Source organism: Salmonella sp. 3C (genome assembly GCF_025426275.1).
Lineage (GTDB): Bacteria > Pseudomonadota > Gammaproteobacteria > Enterobacterales > Enterobacteriaceae > Salmonella > Salmonella enterica.
Map to the genome: position 1 here is coordinate 2,983,465 of NZ_CP104858.1, position 22,312 is coordinate 3,005,776.

Annotated in this window: 22 protein-coding genes and 2 pseudogenes; 11 read left to right on the forward strand and 13 right to left on the reverse strand. The window is 53.4% G+C overall.

The window, feature by feature from the left end:
* Window positions 1-51: 51 nt before the first annotated feature.
* The 4 genes from ribE (at window position 52) to pgpA (ending at window position 2,514) form a co-directional block, all read left to right on the forward strand.
* Window positions 52-522 carry a 6,7-dimethyl-8-ribityllumazine synthase gene (gene ribE, locus N7E69_RS14060; RefSeq protein WP_001021372.1) on the forward strand — a complete coding sequence of 157 codons (471 nt, stop codon included), beginning with the start codon at window positions 52-54 and terminating at the stop codon, window positions 520-522.
* Between the two features lie 20 nt (window positions 523-542).
* Window positions 543-962: a transcription antitermination factor NusB gene (nusB, locus tag N7E69_RS14065; RefSeq protein ID WP_000801129.1), complete on the forward strand. Its 420-nt coding sequence runs from the start codon at window positions 543-545 to the stop codon at window positions 960-962.
* Window positions 963-1,040: 78 nt separating this feature from the next.
* On the forward strand, window positions 1,041-2,021 hold the full coding sequence (thiL, locus tag N7E69_RS14070) for a thiamine-phosphate kinase (RefSeq protein WP_000742083.1): 981 nt from the start codon (window positions 1,041-1,043) through the stop codon (window positions 2,019-2,021).
* Complete coding sequence (gene pgpA / locus N7E69_RS14075; RefSeq protein WP_000154063.1) at window positions 1,999-2,514, forward strand: phosphatidylglycerophosphatase A; 516 nt, start codon at window positions 1,999-2,001, stop codon at window positions 2,512-2,514. Before thiL ends, pgpA begins: the two co-directional genes overlap by 23 nt.
* A 4-nt stretch (window positions 2,515-2,518) precedes the next feature.
* On the opposite strand, the pseudogene N7E69_RS24580 reads toward pgpA, so the two are convergent.
* From N7E69_RS24580 to xseB, 5 genes and pseudogenes are all read right to left on the reverse strand, one after another.
* A pseudogene (locus N7E69_RS24580) lies at window positions 2,519-2,610 on the reverse strand (hypothetical protein); the annotation flags it as partial.
* 7 nt (window positions 2,611-2,617) lie between these two features.
* Window positions 2,618-3,592: an aldo/keto reductase gene (locus tag N7E69_RS14080; RefSeq protein WP_001199872.1), complete on the reverse strand. Its 975-nt coding sequence runs from the start codon at window positions 3,590-3,592 to the stop codon at window positions 2,618-2,620.
* Window positions 3,593-3,648: 56 nt separating this feature from the next.
* The gene (gene dxs / locus N7E69_RS14085) at window positions 3,649-5,511 is read right to left on the reverse strand and encodes a 1-deoxy-D-xylulose-5-phosphate synthase (RefSeq protein WP_000006777.1); all 1,863 of its coding nucleotides are present in this window, start codon (window positions 5,509-5,511) and stop codon (window positions 3,649-3,651) included.
* Window positions 5,512-5,534: 23 nt separating this feature from the next.
* Entirely contained in the window at window positions 5,535-6,434 is a 900-nt protein-coding gene (gene ispA, locus N7E69_RS14090; RefSeq protein ID WP_000348074.1) for a (2E,6E)-farnesyl diphosphate synthase, read from the reverse strand.
* Window positions 6,435-6,677, reverse strand: a complete 243-nt coding sequence (gene xseB, locus N7E69_RS14095; protein WP_001124944.1) for an exodeoxyribonuclease VII small subunit — start codon at window positions 6,675-6,677, stop codon at window positions 6,435-6,437. It abuts the gene before it with no gap.
* Between the two features lie 209 nt (window positions 6,678-6,886).
* On the opposite strand from xseB, the gene thiI reads away from it, so the two are divergent.
* Window positions 6,887-8,335, forward strand: coding sequence for a tRNA uracil 4-sulfurtransferase ThiI (thiI, locus tag N7E69_RS14100; RefSeq protein ID WP_000668652.1), 1,449 nt, complete (start codon window positions 6,887-6,889; stop codon window positions 8,333-8,335).
* 43 nt (window positions 8,336-8,378) lie between these two features.
* Here thiI and phnV read toward each other — a convergent pair whose 3' ends face one another.
* From phnV to phnR, 5 genes are all read right to left on the reverse strand, one after another.
* The gene (phnV, locus tag N7E69_RS14105; RefSeq protein WP_000909797.1) at window positions 8,379-9,176 is read right to left on the reverse strand and encodes a 2-aminoethylphosphonate ABC transport system, membrane component PhnV; all 798 of its coding nucleotides are present in this window, start codon (window positions 9,174-9,176) and stop codon (window positions 8,379-8,381) included.
* Window positions 9,170-10,039 carry a 2-aminoethylphosphonate ABC transporter permease subunit gene (gene phnU, locus N7E69_RS14110; protein ID WP_000052717.1) on the reverse strand — a complete coding sequence of 290 codons (870 nt, stop codon included), beginning with the start codon at window positions 10,037-10,039 and terminating at the stop codon, window positions 9,170-9,172. The genes phnV and phnU overlap by 7 nt, the downstream gene beginning before the upstream one ends.
* A gap of 2 nt (window positions 10,040-10,041) precedes the next feature.
* Window positions 10,042-11,151, reverse strand: coding sequence for a 2-aminoethylphosphonate ABC transport system ATP-binding subunit PhnT (phnT, locus tag N7E69_RS14115; RefSeq protein WP_000928799.1), 1,110 nt, complete (start codon window positions 11,149-11,151; stop codon window positions 10,042-10,044).
* Window positions 11,152-11,156: 5 nt separating this feature from the next.
* Window positions 11,157-12,170: a 2-aminoethylphosphonate ABC transporter substrate-binding protein gene (gene phnS, locus N7E69_RS14120; protein WP_000778013.1), complete on the reverse strand. Its 1,014-nt coding sequence runs from the start codon at window positions 12,168-12,170 to the stop codon at window positions 11,157-11,159.
* 197 nt (window positions 12,171-12,367) lie between these two features.
* Entirely contained in the window at window positions 12,368-13,087 is a 720-nt protein-coding gene (gene phnR, locus N7E69_RS14125) for a phosphonate utilization transcriptional regulator PhnR (RefSeq protein ID WP_000836263.1), read from the reverse strand.
* A gap of 139 nt (window positions 13,088-13,226) precedes the next feature.
* On the opposite strand from phnR, the gene phnW reads away from it, so the two are divergent.
* The 3 genes and pseudogenes from phnW to N7E69_RS24585 all read left to right on the forward strand — a co-directional run.
* On the forward strand, window positions 13,227-14,330 hold the full coding sequence (gene phnW / locus N7E69_RS14130; RefSeq protein WP_000203973.1) for a 2-aminoethylphosphonate--pyruvate transaminase: 1,104 nt from the start codon (window positions 13,227-13,229) through the stop codon (window positions 14,328-14,330).
* Between the two features lie 9 nt (window positions 14,331-14,339).
* Entirely contained in the window at window positions 14,340-15,149 is an 810-nt protein-coding gene (gene phnX, locus N7E69_RS14135; RefSeq protein WP_001675137.1) for a phosphonoacetaldehyde hydrolase, read from the forward strand.
* A gap of 5 nt (window positions 15,150-15,154) precedes the next feature.
* Window positions 15,155-15,237, forward strand: a pseudogene (locus tag N7E69_RS24585) (hypothetical protein); the annotation flags it as partial.
* Between the two features lie 8 nt (window positions 15,238-15,245).
* Here the strand turns inward: N7E69_RS24585 and yajL are convergent.
* Both yajL and panE read right to left on the reverse strand, forming a co-directional pair.
* Window positions 15,246-15,836, reverse strand: a complete 591-nt coding sequence (yajL, locus tag N7E69_RS14140) for a protein deglycase YajL (protein ID WP_001275809.1) — start codon at window positions 15,834-15,836, stop codon at window positions 15,246-15,248.
* On the reverse strand, window positions 15,799-16,710 hold the full coding sequence (gene panE, locus N7E69_RS14145) for a 2-dehydropantoate 2-reductase (protein ID WP_000705816.1): 912 nt from the start codon (window positions 16,708-16,710) through the stop codon (window positions 15,799-15,801). The genes yajL and panE overlap by 38 nt, the downstream gene beginning before the upstream one ends.
* Window positions 16,711-16,835: 125 nt before the next feature.
* Here panE and N7E69_RS14150 point away from each other — a divergent pair, with 125 nt between their 5' ends.
* Window positions 16,836-17,327, forward strand: a complete 492-nt coding sequence (locus tag N7E69_RS14150; protein ID WP_001138913.1) for a YajQ family cyclic di-GMP-binding protein — start codon at window positions 16,836-16,838, stop codon at window positions 17,325-17,327.
* A 46-nt stretch (window positions 17,328-17,373) separates the two neighbouring features.
* On the opposite strand, the gene N7E69_RS14155 is transcribed toward N7E69_RS14150, so the two are convergent.
* Entirely contained in the window at window positions 17,374-18,738 is a 1,365-nt protein-coding gene (locus tag N7E69_RS14155; protein ID WP_001000925.1) for an MFS transporter, read from the reverse strand.
* Between the two features lie 524 nt (window positions 18,739-19,262).
* Between N7E69_RS14155 and N7E69_RS14160 the strand changes: the two genes are divergently transcribed.
* Together N7E69_RS14160 and N7E69_RS14165 are read left to right on the forward strand one after the other, a co-directional pair.
* On the forward strand, window positions 19,263-20,774 hold the full coding sequence (locus tag N7E69_RS14160) for a tetratricopeptide repeat protein (RefSeq protein ID WP_000403146.1): 1,512 nt from the start codon (window positions 19,263-19,265) through the stop codon (window positions 20,772-20,774).
* Window positions 20,775-20,785: 11 nt separating this feature from the next.
* Window positions 20,786-22,279: a tetratricopeptide repeat protein gene (locus N7E69_RS14165; RefSeq protein WP_000595934.1), complete on the forward strand. Its 1,494-nt coding sequence runs from the start codon at window positions 20,786-20,788 to the stop codon at window positions 22,277-22,279.
* Window positions 22,280-22,312 lie beyond the last annotated feature (33 nt).

The window sequence follows — 22,312 nt, forward strand, 5'->3', positions numbered from 1 at the left end:
ATGATAAAATCCGCCCCCCTGCGGGGCCAAATGAACCCTGGAAGAGAGAATATGAACATTATTAAAGCTAACGTTGCAGCCCCTGACGCTCGTGTCGCCATCACTATTGCGCGTTTCAATCAGTTTATCAACGACAGCCTGCTGGATGGCGCGGTTGATGCCCTGACGCGTATTGGTCAGGTAAAAGATGATAATATTACCGTAGTGTGGGTGCCTGGCGCCTATGAACTGCCGCTGGCGACCGAAGCGCTGGCGAAAAGCGGTAAATACGACGCCGTGGTTGCGCTGGGAACCGTGATTCGCGGGGGGACTGCGCACTTTGAATATGTGGCAGGCGGCGCCAGCAATGGCCTGGCAAGCGTTGCCCAGGACAGCGGCGTGCCGGTAGCCTTTGGTGTTCTGACCACCGAGAGTATTGAACAAGCCATCGAACGTGCTGGTACAAAAGCCGGTAATAAAGGCGCAGAAGCTGCGCTGACCGCGCTTGAAATGATTAATGTATTGAAAGCCATTAAGGCCTGATTTTTTGTAAGGGGAATTCCGTGAAACCTGCTGCTCGTCGCCGCGCCCGTGAGTGTGCCGTCCAGGCGCTTTACTCCTGGCAGTTGTCCCAGAACGACATCGCTGATGTTGAATACCAGTTCCTGGCGGAACAGGACGTAAAAGACGTCGACGTTCTCTATTTCCGTGAACTGCTATCCGGGGTGGCGACTAACAGCGCGTACCTGGATGGTTTAATGAAACCGTATCTGTCCCGCCTGCTTGAAGAGCTGGGACAGGTTGAAAAAGCCGTGCTGCGTATTGCGTTGTTTGAGCTGTCAAAACGCAGCGATGTGCCTTATAAAGTGGCCATCAACGAAGCGATTGAACTGGCGAAAACCTTTGGCGCTGAAGACAGCCACAAATTCGTCAACGGCGTACTGGATAAAGCAGCTCCGGTGATTCGTCCCAACAAAAAGTGATTCACAGGCCGGAAAGATAGCGGGCGATCGATACCCGCCGTCTCCGGCCTTTTCTTTTTTTCTGCTGAGGCATAACGTATGGCATGTGGCGAGTTTTCCCTGATTGCCCGTTATTTTGACCGTGTAAAAAGCTCTCGTCTTGATGTTGAAACCGGTATTGGCGACGATTGCGCGCTCCTGAATATTCCTGAAAAACAGACCCTGGCGATCAGTACCGATACGCTGGTGGCGGGCATCCATTTCTTACCCGATATCGATCCTGCCGATCTGGCGTATAAAGCGCTGGCGGTGAATTTAAGCGATCTGGCGGCGATGGGCGCCGATCCGGCATGGTTAACGCTGGCGCTCACGCTTCCTGACGTCGATGAGGCGTGGCTTGCCGCGTTCAGCGACAGCCTGTTTGAACAACTGGATTACTACGACATGCAGCTCATTGGCGGCGATACCACGCGCGGCCCGCTGTCGATGACGCTAGGTATTCATGGCCTTGTGCCAGTCGGTCGGGCGTTGAAACGTTCTGGCGCAAAACCGGGCGACTGGATTTATGTTACTGGCACGTTGGGCGATAGCGCTGCCGGGCTGGCGATTCTACGGGGTGATTTTCGCGTGGGAAGCTGGGGGGATGCCGACTATCTGGTCAAACGCCATCTGCGCCCGACGCCGCGTATTTTACAAGGGCAGGCGCTACGCGATCTCGCCAGTTCAGCGATCGATCTTTCCGACGGTTTGATCTCCGATCTTGGTCACATTCTGCAAGCCAGCAACTGCGGCGCGCGAATCGATTTGGAGGCGCTGCCTGACTCCGAAGAACTGTGGGGACATGCCAATGATCCCGAACAAAAGCTTCGCTGGATGTTATCCGGCGGCGAAGATTATGAACTGTGCTTTACCGTCCCGGAGCTGAACCGTGGCGCGCTGGATGTCGCGCTTGGTCATCTGGGCGTGCCGTTTACCTGTATCGGGCAAATGACGGCGGATATCGAAGGGATCGCCTTTGTGCGTGACGGAGAACCTGTCACTTTTGACTGGAAAGGATATGACCATTTTGCCACGCCATAAAGATGTTGCGAAAAGTCGCCTGAATTTGCGCAATCCGTGGCACCTGCTCGCTACCGGCTTTGGCAGCGGGCTGAGCCCCGTGGTGCCGGGCACGATGGGCTCGCTGGCGGCGATCCCCTTCTGGTATTTGATGACGTTTCTGCCGTGGCAGCTTTATTCGCTGGTCGTGATGTTTGGGATCTGCATTGGCGTTTATCTTTGCCATCAGACGGCGAAAGATATGGGCGTACACGACCACGGCAGTATTGTCTGGGATGAATTTATCGGTATGTGGATAACGCTGATGGCGTTGCCGACGACGGACTGGCAGTGGGTGGCTGCCGGGTTCGTTATTTTCCGCATTCTGGATATGTGGAAACCCTGGCCGATCCGTTGGTTTGATCGCAACGTGCACGGCGGCATGGGAATTATGATCGATGATATCGTCGCCGGCGTGATATCCGCCGGCATACTGTATTTTATCGGTCATCACTGGCCGCTCGGTATTATTTAAAGGGTTTGCCGGATGGCGGCGTAAACGCCTTATCCGGCCTATCCCCGAACAATATGTCGATTTCGCAGGCCCGATAAGCGCCGCGCCATCGGGCAATGGCAGATTATTTAAATCCCACCACCGGATGCTGTTTGTACGGCGTTTCGAGTTCAGCAATCTGCTCCGGTTTGAGCGTTAAATCAACGGCATTCAGCAACTCATCTAACTGCTCTTCACGCGAAGCGCCGATAATCGGCGCGGCGACGCCTCGTTTACTGAGTAGCCAGGCCAGCGCGACCTGCGCTCGCGTTGCGCCAAGCGCCTTGCTGACGCCAGCCAGCCGTTCCGCTATTTGCGCATCATTTTTATCGCTTTCAGCGTATAAATTTTTGCCCACGTCATCCGAGACCAGCCGGGCCGTGGTTTCTCCCCAGGGGCGAGTTAAGCGCCCGCGCGCCAGCGGACTCCACGGAATCACGGCGACGCCTTCCTGCCAGCACAGCGGTAGCATCTCACGCTCTTCCTCGCGGTAGATCAGGTTATAGTGATCCTGCATGGTGACAAACGGCGCCCAGCCGTGTTGTTTTTGTAGCGCCAGCGCTTGGGCAAATTGTGAGGCGTGCATTGAGGAAGCGCCGATATAGCGGGCTTTACCCGCCTTCACCACGTCGTTTAGCGCTTCCAGAGTCTCTTCTATCGGCGTGGTGTAATCCCAGCGGTGGATTTGCAGGATATCGACATACTCCATTCCCAGACGGGTGAGGCTATCGTCAATAGAGCGCAGGATTTGCGCGCGGGACAATCCTTCCGGCAGATCGCCGACGCGATGGAAGACTTTCGTCGCTACCACCACCTCGTCGCGCCGGGCGAAATCACGCAGCGCGCGGCCGACAATCTCTTCGCTGCTGCCGTCGGAGTAGCTGTTGGCGGTATCAAAAAAGTTAATGCCGCCCTCAAGGGCGCGCTTGATGATGGGACGGCTGCTCTCTTCGGGAAGCGTCCAGGCGTGATTGCCGCGACTCGGCTCGCCGAATGTCATACAGCCCAGACAAAGGCGGGATACCCGAAGATCTGTATTTCCTAACGTGTTGTATTGCATGACTCCGCTCCTGTTATACCCGTCACTCTTCAAGCATAGCAGGAGCAAAGAGGGGATTATGCCAGCCAGGCCTTGATTTTGGCTTCAATGCCTGCGGCGTCAAGCCCCAGTTCCGCGCGGGCTTCTTCCTGCGTTCCTTGCGGGATAAAGAAATCCGGAAGACCGATATTCAGCACAGGTACAGGTTTACGATGGGCCATTAGCACTTCGTTTACGCCGCTGCCAGCGCCGCCCATAATGGCGTTTTCTTCCAGCGTCACCAGCGCGTCATGCTGCGCGGCCATCTCCAGAATTAACGTGTCGTCCAGCGGCTTAACAAAGCGCATGTCGACCAGCGTGGCGTTCAGCGCTTCGGCGACTTTCGCCGCCTCAGGCATTAAGGTGCCAAAGTTCAGAATCGCCAGTTTTTCGCCATGACGCTTCACAAGGCCTTTACCAATAGGCAGTTTTTCCAGCGGGGTTAGCGCCACGCCCTGCGCATTACCGCGTGGATAACGTACTGCCGTCGGGCCGTCGTTATAGTGATACCCGGTAAATAACATCTGGCGACATTCGTTTTCGTCGCTTGGCGTCATGATCACCATATCCGGGATGCAGCGCAGATAGGAGAGATCGAACGCGCCCTGGTGTGTTTGTCCATCCGCGCCAACGATACCGGCGCGATCGATGGCGAACATGACCGGCAGTTTCTGGATAGCGACGTCATGGATGACCTGATCGTAGGCGCGTTGCAGGAAAGTAGAGTAGATCGCCACGACGGGCTTATAGCCGCCAATCGCCAGACCTGCGGCGAAGGTGACGGCATGCTGCTCGGCGATGGCGACGTCAAAATAGCGATCCGGGAATTTACGTGAAAATTCCACCATGCCGGAACCTTCGCGCATTGCCGGGGTGATCGCCATCAGCTTGCTGTCTTTGGCGGCGGTTTCACACAGCCAGTCACCGAAGATTTTTGAATAACCGGGCAGACCGCCGCTGCTTTTCGGCAAACATCCGCTGGAGGGATCAAATTTAGGCACCGCATGGAAAGTGATCGGATCTTTTTCCGCGGGCTCATAGCCGCGGCCTTTCTTGGTCATGATATGCAGGAACTGCGGCCCTTTCAGGTCGCGCATGTTCTTCAATGTGCTGATAAGCCCCATGACATCGTGACCATCGACCGGCCCGATGTAGTTAAAGCCCAGCTCTTCGAACAGTGTGCCCGGCACAACCATGCCTTTAATATGTTCTTCGGTACGCTTGAGCAGTTCTTTAATTGGCGGTACGCCGGAGAAGACCTTTTTTCCGCCTTCGCGCAGAGAAGAGTAAAGCTTACCGGAAAGTAGCTGCGCCAGATGGTTGTTGAGCGCGCCGACGTTTTCCGAAATCGACATTTCATTGTCGTTCAGAATGACCAGCATGTCGGGCCGGATATCGCCTGCGTGATTCATTGCTTCAAACGCCATACCGGCGGTGATGGCGCCGTCGCCAATCACACAGACGGTGCGGCGATCTTTGCCTTCTTTCTCCGCCGCCACGGCAATACCGATACCGGCGCTGATGGAGGTGGAGGAATGCCCAACGCTCAGCACATCGTATTCGCTTTCTCCGCGCCACGGGAACGGGTGCAGACCGCCTTTCTGGCGAATGGTGCCGATTTTGTCGCGACGACCGGTAAGGATTTTATGTGGATAAGCCTGGTGTCCAACATCCCAGATTAGCTGGTCAAACGGGGTGTTGTAGACATAATGCAGCGCCACGGTAAGTTCTACCGTGCCCAGCCCGGAAGCGAAATGCCCGCTGGAACGGCTTACGCTGTCGAGTAAGTAGCGGCGTAGCTCGTCGCAGAGTTTCGGCAGACTCTCTTTCGGTAACAGTCGTAACTCCTGGGTGGAGTCGACCAATGCCAGGGTAGGGTATTTGGCTATATCAAAACTCATCGCAAGCTCATTGGATATGGGGGTTATTTATCACGCTGGATTATGTAGTTCGCTAGCGCTTCCAGTGCCGAGGTGTCCAGTGATTGCGCGGCCAGCTGATGTAACGACTGACGGGCGTCCTCTATCAGGTCCCGGGCTTTATTCCGGGCTTGCTCAAGACCCAGAAGTGCAGGGTAGGTACTTTTGCCAAGCTGCTGGTCTGCGCCCTGACGTTTACCTAACGTTGCAGTATCGCCCACCACATCCAGAATGTCATCCTGAACCTGGAAGGCAAGGCCGATACTCTCTGCATAGCGGTCAAGTATCGGCAGAGTATTCCGTCCTTTATCGCCCGCGCTCAATGCGCCAAGTCTAACGGCGGCGCGAATGAGCGCGCCGGTCTTATGGCGATGAATGCGTTCCAGCGCGTCCAGAGTGATCCGCTGGCCTTCTGCCGCCAGATCCAATGCCTGACCGCCGCACATACCGGCGATACCGCTGGCGTTTGCCAGTTCGGCGATCATCGCGATACGATCGCGATCGGCGACTTCCGGCATCGGCGCGTCGCTGATAATGGCAAACGCCAGCGTCTGCAACGCGTCTCCCGCCAGGATTGCGTTGGCTTCGCCAAATTTAATATGGCAAGTCGGCAGGCCGCGACGCAAATCGTCATCGTCCATTGCTGGCAGGTCGTCATGGATCAGCGAATAGGCATGAATGCATTCGACCGCCGCAGCTGGCGCATCCAGCGTTGCCGTACTGACGCCAAACATTTGACCGGTGGCGTAAACCAGAAATGGCCGCAGGCGTTTACCGCCTAATAATGCGCCATACTGCATGGCTTCGACCACGGGAGTGTTCTGAAAGGGCAGTGGCGCGATAAAACGGCTCAGCGCCTGATTCGCTTGCGTTACGCAAGCCTGTAGCTGCTGCGTAAAGTCCATTTACTCATTATCCGCGATAAAAGGCTCAGGTGAAGCCTCTTCATTATCAGACAGCAAAATTTGCACGCGCTGTTCCGCCTGCTGCAGTTTTGCCTGCCCCTGACGCGCCAGTTGTACGCCGCGCTCGAATTCATTCAGCGCGTCTTCCAGCGGCAAATCGCCGCTTTCCAGGCGGGTAACAATATGTTCCAGCTCGCTCAGCGCAGTTTCAAAGCTGGCGGGCGCCTCATTTTTCTTCGGCATGATGACTGTTTGACTCTCTGTAATGGCAGTACAAGTCTATGGTAACGGACTCACACTGATAAGCAAATAACGCGCAATGGTAAGGGGAAATGCGCAAGATGTCCGTGATAGTGATATACTTCCGCGCCTGGATGCAGCCGTAGGTATGGGCTGCTGTACTATTTCTCCACGACAAGCCTTAGATAGCTTGCTAAAGAACCATTGCCGCCATGAAGTTTATCATTAAATTGTTCCCGGAAATCACTATCAAAAGCCAATCTGTGCGTTTGCGCTTTATAAAAATTTTAACCGGGAACATCCGTAACGTTTTAAAGCACTACGATGAGACCCTCGCGGTTGTCCGTCACTGGGATAACATTGAAGTTCGCGCCAAAGATGAAAACCAGCGTCTGGCGATTCGCGACGCGCTGACCCGCATCCCGGGGATTCACCATATTCTTGAAGTCGAAGATGTGCCGTTCACCGATATGCACGACATTTTCGAGAAAGCGTTGGCGCAGTATCGCGAACAGCTTGAAGGCAAAACCTTCTGCGTGCGGGTAAAACGTCGCGGTAAGCATGAGTTTAGCTCCATTGAAGTGGAGCGCTATGTTGGCGGCGGATTAAATCAGCATATTGAATCGGCGCGCGTGAAGCTCACTAACCCGGATGTGACGGTGCATCTGGAAGTGGAAGATGATCGCCTGCTGCTGATCAAAGGGCGTTATGAAGGTATTGGCGGTTTCCCGATTGGCACCCAGGAAGATGTGCTGTCGCTGATCTCCGGCGGTTTTGACTCCGGCGTCTCCAGCTATATGCTGATGCGTCGCGGCTGTCGCGTACACTACTGCTTCTTTAACCTTGGCGGCGCGGCGCATGAAATCGGCGTTCGCCAGGTGGCGCATTACCTGTGGAACCGCTTTGGCAGCTCCCATCGCGTGCGTTTTGTGGCGATTAACTTCGAACCGGTGGTCGGCGAGATTCTGGAGAAAGTTGACGACGGCCAGATGGGCGTGGTGCTCAAACGTATGATGGTACGCGCGGCGTCGAAAGTGGCGGAACGTTACGGCGTACAGGCGCTGGTGACCGGCGAAGCGCTGGGCCAGGTATCCAGCCAGACGCTAACCAACTTGCGCTTGATCGATAACGTGTCTGACACGCTGATCCTGCGCCCGCTGATCTCTTACGATAAAGAGCACATTATCAACCTGGCGCGCCAGATTGGTACGGAAGATTTTGCCCGTACGATGCCGGAATACTGTGGCGTGATTTCAAAAAGTCCGACGGTGAAAGCCATTAAAGCGAAAATTGAAGCCGAAGAAGAAAATTTCGACTTCAGTATTCTCGATAAGGTGGTAGAAGAAGCGAACAACGTCGATATTCGTGAAATCGCCCAGCAGACCCAGCAGGAGGTGGTGGAAGTAGAAACCGTGAGCGGTTTCGGCCCGAACGACGTGATTCTGGATATCCGTTCTGTGGATGAGCAGGATGACAAGCCGCTGAAAGTGGAAGGTGTGGACGTCGTTTCGCTGCCGTTCTACAAGCTGAGCACTAAATTTGGCGACCTCGATCAGAGCAAAACCTGGCTGCTGTGGTGCGAACGCGGGGTAATGAGCCGCCTGCAGGCGCTCTATCTGCGCGAGCAGGGCTTTGAAAACGTGAAAGTGTATCGTCCGTAATTCCTTTGCCGGGTGGCGGCTATGTCCTACCCGGCCTACCGTTTTATTTCTGCCCCAACCGTTTTGCAATGCGCTCCAGCTTCATCATCAGCAGCAGCGTAATGGCCACCAGCACAATAGTCAGCGCCGCGCCGTCGGCAATATTTCCACGGTCGGTCAGGCTAAAGATAGCTACCGGCAGCGTCGTCCAGCCCGGCGGATAAATCATCATCGTCGCGCCCAACTCCCCCATGGAGAGCGATAAACTCAGCGCCAGCGCTGACACCATCCACGGCATCAATAACGGCAACGTCACGTGACGCAGACGATACCAGGGCGATGCCCCCAGACTCGACGCGACGTTTTCAATATCGGCGGAAATGCGCGCCAGTCCGGTCGACACGTTACTGAAGGTAAAGGCGGAAATCAGCACAAAGTGCGCTGTCAGCACAATCCATAGGGTGCCGTTCATTTGCAATGGCACCTGGCTGAAAGCAACCAGAATGCCCAGACCCACGGACACTGACGGAATCGCACTCGGCAGATAGAACACCATACTTAACCATTTCTGCGTTTTCACCCCATATTGACGCAGCGCCAGCGCCGCCCAAACGCCGCAAAGCAGCGCAAACAGGCTGGCGCAAAAGCCAATCGTGAGGCTGGCAAGTAGGGCATCCCATGCCGCACCGTGCAGAGCGTTAACAAAGTGGTTCAGCGTGAAGCCACTCGGCAGAATACCGTTCCACTGCTGGCTAAGGCTGGACATTAGAATCACCGCCAGCGGCAGGAAAAAGAACACGATAAACAGTACGCTAGCCACAACGCCCGCCGCTGCGCGTCCTTTAGGTGACCAAATTAGCATGGCTGGCTCCTTACGCCGGTACGCGATGCCGCCAGGCGATAGAGGGAGAACAGCCCCAGCGACAAGACAATGTTAATCAACGCAATCATGCAGGCGACCGTATAGTCGGACTCCAGAATCGCTTTGCTGTAAACCATCATCGGCAGGGTGTTAACCCCTTTCGCGCCAATAAACAGTACGATGCCAAACTCGTTAGTGGTCAACAGCAGGCACAGGCTGCCACCAGCCATCAGCGCCGGTAGCGCCGCCGGGAAAATCACCTGCCCAATCACCCGTAACGGGTGCGCCCCCAGAATGCTGGCTGCCTCTAGCTGGCTTTTATCAATTTGCCGCAGCGCGGCCATCAGTGGCCGCATCACCAGCGGAGTGAACACCGTGATCTCCGCCAGAATGACGCCCTGCATCGAGTAGAGAAAATCCACCGGCGGTAGCTCAAAGGCAAACAGGCTCATCAGCGTACCGTTGAGCAGACCCGCTGACCCATAAATAAAGGTGAACGCCAGCGTAATCAGGAAGGTCGGCAGCGCAATAAAAGTATCGACGACCCGACCAATCAACTCGCTGCCGGGGAAAGGAATAAACACCAGAATCAGCGACATCACGCTGCCCAGCAGCAGGCAACCGGCGGTGGCGAAAAAGGCGATTTGCAACGTGTTCAGCAACGCGCCGACAAAGCGTTTCGAGTCGACCACCTGGCGGAAGGTCTCGAGCCCGATCTCGCCATTAGCACCGCGTAGCGCCTGTTCAACGATGAGCGACAGAGGCCAGAAAAACAGCGTCGCCAGCACCAGCAACGGGAGCAGCAGCCACAGCAGTGGGCGTAGGTTAAGCGCCGGTTTTTCCAGAGGTAAAATGAGTGACATGGTTATACCTCAATCAGGACCGCATCATCCGGTTCGAACCACAGCGCCAGCTTGTCGCCCACGCGCGGCAGCGGATTGACATGCGTCAACACCATTCGCACCGTTTCGCCAGCAACGTCACACAGCAGATGGGTTAAATCGCCCTGCCAGTGCACCGATTGCAGTGTGGCGTTGAAGCGGTTGCTGTAGGCCGAACGCGGCGTCAGGCTGAGGTGCTGAGGACGAATGCACAGCAGTTTGTTGTAACCGTGGTGGCTGCCCCGGCTGAACGCGCGAATCACCGCACCGCCGCAGCTGACGTCCACCAGCCCCGGAGCCTCCGTTATCCCCAGCGCGATGGCGGAGAGAATATTGGCGCGACCTAAGAATTCGGCGGCAAAACGATTGGGCGGATGCTGATATAGCGCGCGGGTTTCGCCGTGAGCAATCAGCGAGCCATCCTTCATAATGCCGATTTTATCGGCCAGGGTGAGCGCTTCCGTTTGATCGTGGGTGACGTAGAGAATAGTGAGCTCCGGCAGCTCACGGTGAAGACAGGCGATTTCTTCCACCATATTATGACGAATCTGTGCGTCCAGCGCTGACAGTGGTTCATCCAGCAACAGCACGCGCGGGCGCACGGCAATCGCGCGGGCGATGGCCACGCGTTGCTGCTGGCCGCCGGAAAGTTGATGCGGATAACGGGCGGCGTAATCACTCATGCCAACCGTTTTCAGCGCCTGCGTTACACGCTCATTAATTAGCGCCTTTGGCTGCTTCTGCGCACGCAGGCCAAAAGCGACGTTGTCTTCCACTTTCAGATGCGGGAACAAGGCGTAGTTCTGCACCACCATCGCCAACCCGCGTTTATAGGGTGGCAGATGGGTGACGTCCGTATCGCCAATCAGAATACGACCGCCTGCAGGTTGCACAAAGCCCGCAACCGCACGCAGCACCGTCGTTTTTCCAGATCCTGATGGGCCAATCAGCGCCAGCACTTCGCCAGGTTCAATCGTCAAAGAGAGCGGTTTAAGCACCACGTTGCCGTGATACGCAACGCGCAGCGAGTCGAGGACTATCCCCGATGTCCCCTGCGATGCAGGGACGTGAACGGCAGTCGTTTTCATCAGCATCAGGCTTACTCGCTTTCGGTCACTTTGTGCCAACGGCTAATATCTGCCGACAGCGAAACGGCTACGTCATCCCAATTTGGCTGCCAGCTCTGCACGCCTTCTAACGCGGCAGTGGCGGCCTTGTAATGTTCGTCGCTCGGCGTCACGTCGCTGCGTACTGGCATTCCCCAGGAGAGTTCGCTGACGCGAGTCTGCGCTTCTTTACTCAGCAGGAAGTTAATCAGCTTTTTACCATTTTCACTCTGCGGCGCCCCCTGGACCAGGCCAATGACATAAGGGATGGCCAGCGCGCTGCGCTCGCCTTTGTCGTTGGCCGGCCAGAAGATTTTCACGTTCGGGTTACGTTCCATCTGCGCGAGGTTCATTTGCAGGTCGCCGTTAGCGACGTAGATTTCACCTTTATTAACCAGCGCGGTTAGCTTGCCGGTAGAGGCAGATGGCCCGACGTTATTGGCCTGCAGCTTGCCGAGATACGCAAAACCGGCATCTTTACTGCCGAAGCTGTGGAAAGCCTGCAGCATCACCGCCGTGCCGTCAGCGGCCTGACCTGGCGTGGAATACTGGAGTTTATTTTTGAATTTACCGTCAAGCAGATCCTGCCAGCTCGCCGGGGCAGTTTTCAGCAGCTTGCTGTTGTAGATAAAGCTCAGATAGTTCTTTACCAGCGGCGAATAAAGGTTGTTGGCATCGGGGATAGCCGATGCGGCGTCGGTGTTAAAGTTCGCCAGCAGCTTTTTGGCGGCGGCGCGCTGAATGAATGGCGGCGCGGTTACCAGCACGTCGGCCTGTGGATTCGTGCGCTCTTTTGCCAGACGTTCCACTACCACGCCACCACCGCCTTCAACATAGCGTACGGTAATGCCGGTCGCTTTGGTGAATGCGTCAAACTGCACCTGGTACCAGCTGTTATCGCCATCGTGCAGCCCGTCGATGGAGTACACCGTGACCACCGATTCCGCCCATGACGGGGCGCTGGCGAGAGCGAAGACAGACAGCAGAGCAAGTCGGGAAAGTTTCATCGTAATAGCCTCATAGCGTACGTTGCATTTTCTGGCCTATACCAGGTTTGCTTTTTACGCTAAACGGCTTATATGACAAAACGATGAAAGAGAAATAAATCAGTCCACGCCGGATGATGCTGCGTTTATCCGGATAGCCGTGAGACGATACGATTGGTAGGCCGGATAAGTCCCGCAGCCAACATCCGGCGCATCCGCTAGTGGGTATCTACCTCAATACGCAGGCTGTCGTGACGCCAGTATTCGATATCCAGATCCAGCACTCGCCCGTGTTGATCGTAGTTCAGGCGGCGCAGTAACAGCGCCGGGCGTCCTTCCATAACTCCCAGCGCCTGTGCGGCCTGCGCAGGCATGGCGGTGGGGTAGAACGACAGATGCATGCTGGTATAGACGAGGTTGTAGTGCGACTCGTATACCTCGGTCAGGCTGCCGTTGAGATCGTACTGCAGCAGCTCAGGCACGCGGGCGGGCAAACAATGGTTTTCGCAGTAGCACACGGCGCGGCCATCGGCGTAACGCAGACGGGTCAGCAGATAGATTTGATCAAACGGCTGGAGCTGGAGGGGCTCCATGACCTCGATAGGCACGGTGGTTAACACGCCGCTCAGTAGCGCGGTTTTTGGCTCCCGCCCCTGCTCGCGGCAAAGCTTATGGAAGTTGGTGTTCTGGGTCGGATCCAGCCACAGGCGTTCCGGCGTAACGAACCAACCGCGACGATCGGCGCGCCAGATAAGCCCACTGGACTCCAGCTGTGCCAGACTTTCGCGAATAGTAATGCGCGTGGTGTTGAAGATCGCGCACAGTTCGCGTTCAGACGGCAGTTTATCACCGCTTTTCAACGCACCGCTCTGAATACGTGCCTGAAGCTGTGCCTTGATCAACAGGTACTGCGGGATATCGCCCGGGATAGATTTCATGCTTACTCGCTTCCGTTTTGCCTGCCGCCATTATACAAGCAGAGATGAATTTTTTGTTGCAGCGCGATTTTCTCTTTGACCCGTCGCGGCAAAGATCGTCATGATAAATGCAATCTGGTATAGACCAAAGGTAAATAACATGACTTCGCGTAACTATCTGTTGCTGACTCCTGGCCCGCTCACCACCTCTCGTACCGTGAAAGAAGCGATGTTGTTCGATAGCTGTACTTGGGATGATGATTACAATATCGGCGTGGTGGAACAGATCCGCCAGCAGCTGACCGAACTGGCAACGGCCTCCGAAGGCTACACCTCCGTACTACTGCAAGGCAGCGGCAGCTATGCTGTGGAAGCCGTACTGGGCAGCGCATTGGGTCCGCAGGATAAGGTGCTGATCGTCAGCAACGGTGCATACGGCGCACGAATGGTCGAGATGGCCGGCCTTATGGGTATCGCCCATCACGCTTACGACTGCGGCGAAGTTGCGCGCCCGGACGTGCAGGCGATCGACGCGATCCTCAACGCCGACCCGACGATCAGCCATATCGCCATGGTGCATAGCGAAACGACCACCGGGATGCTCAACCCCATTGATGAGGTGGGCACTCTGGCGCATCGCTATGGCAAAACCTACATCGTTGACGCCATGAGTAGCTTCGGCGGCATCCCCATGGATATTGCAGCATTACACATCGACTATCTGATCAGCTCCGCCAATAAATGCATTCAGGGCGTGCCGGGTTTTGCCTTCGTGATTGCCCGCGAGCAAAAACTGGCCGCGTGCAAAGGGCGTTCCCGCTCGCTGTCGTTAGATCTCTACGCCCAGTGGCGTTGCATGGAGGATAACCACGGCAAATGGCGTTTTACTTCGCCCACACATACCGTCCTGGCGTTTGCACAGGCGCTGAAAGAGCTGGCGAAAGAAGGTGGCGTGGCGGCACGTCATCAACGCTATCAGCAAAATCAGCGCAGCCTGGTGGCCGGAATGCGGGCGCTGGGCTTTAACACGCTGCTGGATGACGAGCTTCATTCGCCCATTATCACCGCCTTTTATTCACCGGAAGACCCGCAGTATCGCTTTAGCGAATTTTATCGCCGCCTCAAAGAGCAGGGCTTTGTTATCTATCCTGGCAAAGTGTCGCAAAGCGACTGCTTCCGCATCGGCAACATTGGCGAAGTATATGCCGCCGATATCACTGCCCTGCTGACCGCCATTCGTACCGCCATGTACTGGACGAAATAAGGAACCATGATGAACCGTATTCACGCTGTTATTCTCGACTGGGCGGGCACCACCGTCGATTTTGGCTCCTTCGCGCCGACGCAAATTTTCGTCGAGGCGTTCCGTCAGGCATTTGATGTGGAGATCACCCTCGCCGAAGCACGCGTGCCAATGGGGCTGGGTAAATGGCAACACATTGAAGCGCTGGGAAAATTACCTGCTGTTGACGCGCGCTGGCAGGCAAAGTTTGGTCGCTCCATGAGCGCAGCAGATATTGATGCCATCTACGCCGCTTTCATGCCGTTACAGATTGCTAAAGTTGTCGATTTTTCTTCTCCTATTGCCGGAGTTATCGACACGATCGCGGCGCTACGAGCCGAGGGCATCAAGATAGGCTCCTGCTCCGGTTACCCACGAGCGGTGATGGAGCGCCTGGTTCCCGCCGCCGCCGAGCATGGCTATCGTCCGGATCATTGGGTAGCAACGGACGACCTGGCCGCGGGTGGTCGCCCGGGGCCGTGGATGGCGCTGCAAAACGTGATTGCGCTGGGCATTGATGCGGTCGCGCACTGCGTGAAGGTAGATGATGCCGCGCCGGGCATTAGCGAGGGGCTTAACGCGGGGATGTGGACGGTGGGGCTGGCGGTATCGGGTAACGAATTCGGCGCAACATGGGACGCCTATCAGACAATGTCGAAAGAGGACGTTGCGGTCCGCCGCGAGCACGCGGCCAGCAAGCTGTACGCCGCCGGGGCGCATTACGTGGTGGATTCACTGGCGGATTTATCTGGGGTGATTGCGCATATTAATGCGCGTCTGGCGCAGGGCGAACGCCCGTAAAATAACTGCCGGATGGCGCTGCCGCTTATTCGGCCTACAGACTGTACCGTTTTGTAGGCCGGATAAGGTGTTTACGCCGCCATCCGGCAATCATTCTTATTCGTAGTAGTTATAAATCCCCGCCGCCATCACCAGTTGCGAAGCCACTTCATGCGCTTTTTCACGACCAACCAACAGGTCGATGATTTTCAAGCCAAAATCGATAGCGGTACCCGGTCCCTGGCTGGTTAATAATTTTACCCGCGCATCCCACACCACACGCTTATCCTGCCACTGTTCGGCGGGGATCTTATCTTTCAGCGCCGGAAAACCGGTCATATTGCCGATAGGGAAGATATCGTGCGGCACGAGCACTGTAGCGGCTGCGGCGCAAATGGCTGCGACAATACGCCCGGAGCGGTGAAACTGTTTTACGGTTTCGACCAGCAGCGGGCTGTCGCGAAAGCACTCGGCGCCTTTAATTCCGCCGGGCAACACGATGATGTCATAATCGCCGTCGGCAACTTCAACCAGCGGCGCATCCGCCAGCAGCTTCACGCCGCGCGAGCAGACAATCGTCAGGTTGCCATCGCTGGCGACGCTGGCGGTAGTGACGTGGATTCCGCCGCGAACCAGCAGATCGATAGTGGTGACCGCTTCGGTCTCTTCACTACCAGGGGCGAGGCATACCAGTGCCTGAGCGCTCATACTCACTCTCCTTTCGCTTTACCATTTCAAACAGGCGGCTATTTTCCGGAACGGCGAGACCGTGCACGCGGGCGCGCTTGAGTAAATAACCGGTGATGTAGTCAATTTCGGTATGGCGCATGGCGCGCACGTCCTGCAACATGGATGAGATGTTTTCTGCCGTACTGTCAATCACTTGCTCAACATAATAGCGTAAATCGTCTGCCGATGTGTGGTAGCCTTCACGTTCAATCACGGCGGCGACCTCTTCGCAAATCGCGTTGATTTCATCAGTATGATGGCGCAGCTCGCCGTTCGGGCAGTTCCAAAGCGCGGTGAGCGGGTTGATAACACAGTTGACCGCCAGTTTGCGCCACATCTCTGCGCGGATATTGTTATGCCAGGCGACATCGGGCAGTACCCCCTGCAGGATATCGGCGAGATAACTGTAATCGCCGTCTTGCTCGCGTGCCGGGCCAATATGCGTAGTACCGTTAGCGACATGAATAATGATATTACCGTCGCGGCGCGCAGCATGGGTGATAGTCCCCATCAACATCGGCTGTTGGATATTTTGCAGTTCTTCTATGGTTCCCATTCCATTATGAATGAGCAGAATAGGCGACGTCACCGGTAGGGTTGACGCCAGGGTTCGTACTGCGTCGGAAACCTGCCACGCTTTCAGCGTGACTAACAACAGTTCGCTCTTCGCCAAAAAATCCGGATCGTTTGCCGTCAGTGATTCGTTGAAAAAGGAACCATCGGTATCGATCAGATTTACGCTGCAATAAGGTTGTGGCACCCGTAGCCAGCCCTGTACGTCATGTCCATGTTTGCACAGTGCCGAAAGCCAAAGTTGTCCTAAGGCTCCGCATCCCAGTACAGTAATTTTCATTGTTCCTCCTCACCTGCAACAGCGCCAGGTGTTATAGCGCTAATTATAGCGTCATCAGCTAAGCTTCTCGTTAAGCCTCGTTGCAGGTATTATGCAACGCAACGAAAATGAAGGGAGAAGAAAAGATGCCATCTTTCGATATTGTTTCTGAAGTTGATCTGCAGGAAGCGCGTAACGGCGTGGATAACGCGGTTCGCGAGGTTGAGTCTCGTTTTGACTTTCGTGGCGTAGAGGCGACTATTGAACTGAACGATGCCAATAAAACCATCAAGGTGCTGAGCGAGTCCGATTTCCAGGTCAATCAGTTGCTCGATATTCTGCGCGCCAAGCTGCTTAAACGCGGTATTGAAGGCGCTTCGCTGGATGTACCGGACGAGTTCGTGCATAGCGGTAAAACCTGGTATGTGGAAGCGAAGCTGAAGCAGGGCATTGAAAGCGCCGTGCAGAAGAAAATCGTCAAGCTGATTAAAGACAGCAAACTGAAGGTGCAGGCGCAAATTCAGGGGGAAGAGATTCGCGTGACGGGCAAATCACGTGACGATCTGCAATCGGTAATGGCGCTGGTTCGCGGCGGTGATTTGGGCCAGCCGTTCCAGTTCAAAAACTTCCGCGATTAAGTTGTTATGCCGGATAGAGCCTCGCCGCCATCCGGCAATGCAGTATTTATCCTTTGCTGATAAGCTGTTCAACTTCAAAGCGATTGGTCACTTTGCTGTCGATTTTGACGTAAGCGGAATGCTCTTCCGCCACGATCAGCGCTTCGCTTACGCCTTTCATTTCCAACAGTCGCTGTTTTAGTCTGTCGTCAGCAACGATATCCGCTGGAATTTCCACACGCAGGCTGCTGACATAGGGCGGCTCTTTCATGGTACTTGCCACCGCCAGCCATACCATCGCCAGTACGGCCCCGGCAAGGAAAACGGTTTGCCCATCAAACGTGCCGTCTATCCAGCCGCCCAGCGAGCCGCCAAGCGCCACGCCAAGAAACTGACTGGTAGAATAGACGCCCATCGCCGTTCCTTTATACCCCGCGGGCGATTCTTTGCTAATAAGCGAAGGCAGCAGCGCCTCCATCAGATTAAAGGCGAGGAAAAAGAGTTGTACGCCAATCACCAGCTCCCAGAAATGTTGGCCCGCTCCCCACAACACGATTTCTGCGACGACAATGAGTCCCACGCAGAACAGGAATACCTGCTTCATCCGCCGTTTGACTTCAGCATAGATAATAAAAGGCACGACGGCGGCAAAGGCGATTACCATGGTTGCCAGATACACCTTCCAGTGTTCGGCGGCAGGGAAACCGGCATCGGCAAGCTGGCCGGGCAGGGCGACAAAGGTGGACATCAATAAAATATGCAGACACATAATGCCTAAATTGAGCTTGAGCAGCCTCGGCTCCGCCAGCACTTTACTGAAGCTGCCTTTGACCATCCCGGATTCGCGATTCAGCACATGGTTGGTATTGTTGGGAACCACCCAGATCGTCAAAATAATGCCCAGGGTGGCGAGGGCGGCGATCATCCAGAACAACGCGTTCAATCCCAGACTATGGGTAACGATCGGCCCTAATACCATCGCAATCGCGAAGGTGATACCAAAGCTGACGCCGATAAACGCCATCGCTTTGGTACGGTTTTGCTCGCGGGTGAGGTCAGACAGGAGCGCCATGACGGCGGCGGCAATAGCGCCGGACCCTTGTAGCGCTCGCCCCAGAATAATGCCCCAGATTGAGTGGGAGAGCGCGGCAATGACGCTGCCCGCGACAAATACCGCCAGTCCGCCGACAATCAGCGGTTTGCGGCCAATGCGGTCGGACAGCAGCCCAAAGGGAATTTGAAAGATAGCCTGCGCCAGCCCGTAAATGCCGATCGCAATGCCGATTAATGCTTCGCTGGCGCCCTGTAGCGCCATACCGTATGTGGTCAGTACTGGTAGAACCATAAACATGCCCAGCATACGCAACGAAAAGACGGTCCCTAAACCCCATGTGGCACGCAGCTCCCCTGGCGTCATTTTATAATCGTTCATTGCCACCTCTGTATAAAAGCTGGGAGTAGTGTAGTGCGGGGAGTGTGCCGGGTAAATAGAGGGTTAATTAGCAAATATTATGTTTTTGAAACAGTTGAGCTAAAAAAGAGATAAATTGTTAACACGATAGGGGCGATCGGGAGAGTCAGCATAGCCTTGTGCTCATTCATATTCCGATCTCCTTGAGCTGTAGTGGCTATCTGAGCCATCTCAGTATAGTGTAGCGGTTAGCCACGGCCTTCAGGCTGTGTACGCTGTTGCTCCATGTAGCAATAGCAGACTCGTCAAGTCAGACTGTCAGCGAACCGCGCTGCTGGCCGGTGGGTGACTTTAAACTTTTGCTTTGCCATAGGAAGCCGATTCTGAAACGATGGCAATGATCAGAACCGTCCATCTCCTGAAAATTTGATTTATTCAACAACGCCGAGACTGATAGCAAACTTTCCGCGTGATGGCGCGCGTTTATCAGGCAGAAGGTTCGTCAGCAGTCGCATTTATTATATTATTCAAGGAGTGAATTCGTTATGGAAATTAAATTTTTATCATTATGTATTTTAGCGGGTGTTTTATTTGTTAGCCAGGTGAATGCTTCAGCGAACAACGGTAAAGATGATGTAAAATATGCTGCGCTTACCCAGAAGGATCTTGATGCTTTGCCTGTGGAAAAAAGAGCTTCGGTTCTGGATGAACTGGGGTTTATCCATGAATACGGCCTTAATGTACCGATGAATCGCGAACAGGCGTTGCAGTATTACAAGCAGGCCTGTGAGCTTGGCGGTAACTACGGCTGTTATAATGTGAAGTATGCTTATCAGTATGGCGACGGAGTGGCCAAAGATAGCGCTCAGGCCAATAAGTATGCTAAGAAAATGAATCTGGATAATTTATTGATTGAGCAAGAATATATTGATAAGTTTTCGCAAGAAATTTTCACGGCAAAAGTATTGGCCGATACGGATAAATCGCAGCGACCAGAATTTATTAATGCACTATTTAATTTTCTAAATAATAGGCCAGAGAGCGATGCGCTTTTTTTTAGTCGTATCGGATTTAATCAGGAAAAAACGTTCCGCCTTGCTACGCTATGGGTGCAGGACGGCGATCCACAAATGGATTATCAACTGGGGTTACTCACCCTTAATGATTTCTCTGGTCATTATGTGGATGAGCCTTATAAAGCCAGGCCGGCCTCGTTGAAATGGTTTCGCGCCGCCGCGGAAAAAGGCGTCGTTGAGGCCCAATCTCTCTTGGGGGGTATTTATTCGGGGGGAGAGGGCGATGAGTGGGGGATTAAGCCAGACATTCAGGAAGCACAAAAATGGTATGGACAGGCGGCTAAGCAGGGGGACAGCGATGCACAGATTGCGTTAGGTAAAATCTATTATTCTGGCGCAACAGGGCGCACTGATTACGCTAAAGCGCTGGCATTATTTACGCAGGTTGAAAATGATGGTACTAATTCGCGCTCAACGATGCCGTTGAGTTGGATGTATTATAACGGTTTAGGTACTGCACCTGATTGTGATAAAGCCTGGTCGTATTACAAGAAAGCATCTCGATATGTAGGTAAGAAAGTTGAGGAAAAAATATTTTTAAGTAAATGCGCAGCGGATATTCAGAGTCGAAAAAACAACGCGGATGCTTTACCTAAAGTAACCCTGAAAAAAGAGAGAATTTTCTCTCGCGGGATAACGGCTAAACCGAAAGAATGCGCACTAATTTTTCAGATTGGCACAGATAAAATTCGTAACATGGCGAATTTGCATATTACGCTTGAACTGAAGAATGCTGATGGAATGGCAACTGAGGAAACGTTGATGATTCCGCCATTCGGTTTGAATACTCTGGGGATAGATATGCAAAATCATGATGTTGATCCTCTCGTTACCCCATACGATCTCCCGCTGTATACGCAAGATTTTTGTCACGGGATTGACGATATCCATTTTACGCTGAAATCCGCTACGGCAACGATTAACGGTAAGAATGTCGATTTACTGAAAGCTGATAGTGTGCGCTTTTTAGATAAAGAATAAGGGAATGAAAAATGATAAAACGGAAATGGAGTATTTTGTTTCTGCTTGGGCTTTCTTTCGCATCGGTATGTCAGGCAGGTGGTGATATTGACGCGTTGTATAGCCGTATTGCGCAGAAAGATATTCAGGCGCTAAATGAGCTAAAAGCGTTAGCCAAAGATAATAATGCTCAAGCGCTGGCGGAGTTGGGGTTTATTTATGAGTACGGTGTTTCAGTATCTGTGGATATTCCGCAAGCAATAAAGTACTACGAGCAGGCTTGTGATTTGGACGGTGATTATGGTTGCTTTAATGCAGCTTATTTCTATGAATATGGCATCGGTACCCAAAAGGACATTACGCAAGCGAAAACATTAGCAAAACAGCTTAGAGAAAAAATTAATCTACCCAATATCAATCTCGATAAAAAGGTGAGTGAACGTATAATTGGGAGTGTTTATAGTAATAAACTTGAGGCATATAGAGACCTTTCATTTCGTCCTCATTTTATTCAAGGCTTAAGTTTCTATTTTTATGCCCCGCAATCAGATGAGCGAAAACTGCTGAGTCGAATAGGTTTTGACTCATCACATCTTGCGCGGATAGCGATACTCTGGGCGAGAGAGGGTGATCCTGAGGTCGCGTATCAGACGGCAAAACTGGTCTCTACTTTGTATTTTAATAATGAAACGAAAACGATAGATATTGCTGAAGCGCTGAAATGGCTCCGAATTTCGGCCGAGAAGGGGGATGCCGACTCACAGACGCTGTTAGGTTTTCTTTATGAACACGCTGGATTGGGATTACAACCAGATGGAGAGAAAGCCAGGAAATGGTATGAAATGGCGGCGCAGCAAGGTAATGGAGAAGCATTGTATACGTTAGGTCGTATGTACTATTCTGGCGTAATGGTTAACGTTGATTACGATAAAGCGCTGTATTTTTTTAAAAAAGCTTATGAGAAAGAATTACAGGCGGCCGCTGATTATTTAGCACAGATGTATTTTAATGGCCAGAGTGTAGATGTCGATTGCCAACAATCCTGGCACTATTACGATAACAGCTATATAAAAAAGATGACACAACGCGATTATCTTGATTATTGTGAAAAAGATCGAAAGCGCCGTAATGATTTTAGTCAGCAACTTCCTGAGCTGACATTAGAAAAATATGCGGGATTATTTGGCAGGATTGATAATATTCCTCTGTGTCAGATTGGATTTGTTGTCAATACGAATAAGTTAATTCATGTTGCGAACTTACGTGTGGAATTGATATTAAAAAATGATGCTGGAGTTAGTGACGAAAGAATAGTCGCTTTTCCTCCTTTGGGTCTCAATACTCTGGGTGCTGAACAGGGTATGGGGGATTCTTTTAAGTCGATGGGATATCTCTTGATGAAAAACGGTGACTTGTGTGATTACCATAAACTTACTTTCACCGTGAAGTCAGCGACGGCAACAATCAATGGTAAAAAAGTTGATTTACTGAAAACGGATAATTTACATATTATTCAGAATCGATAACTCGTGGGGCGTTACTGCCTGATGAAATGGATA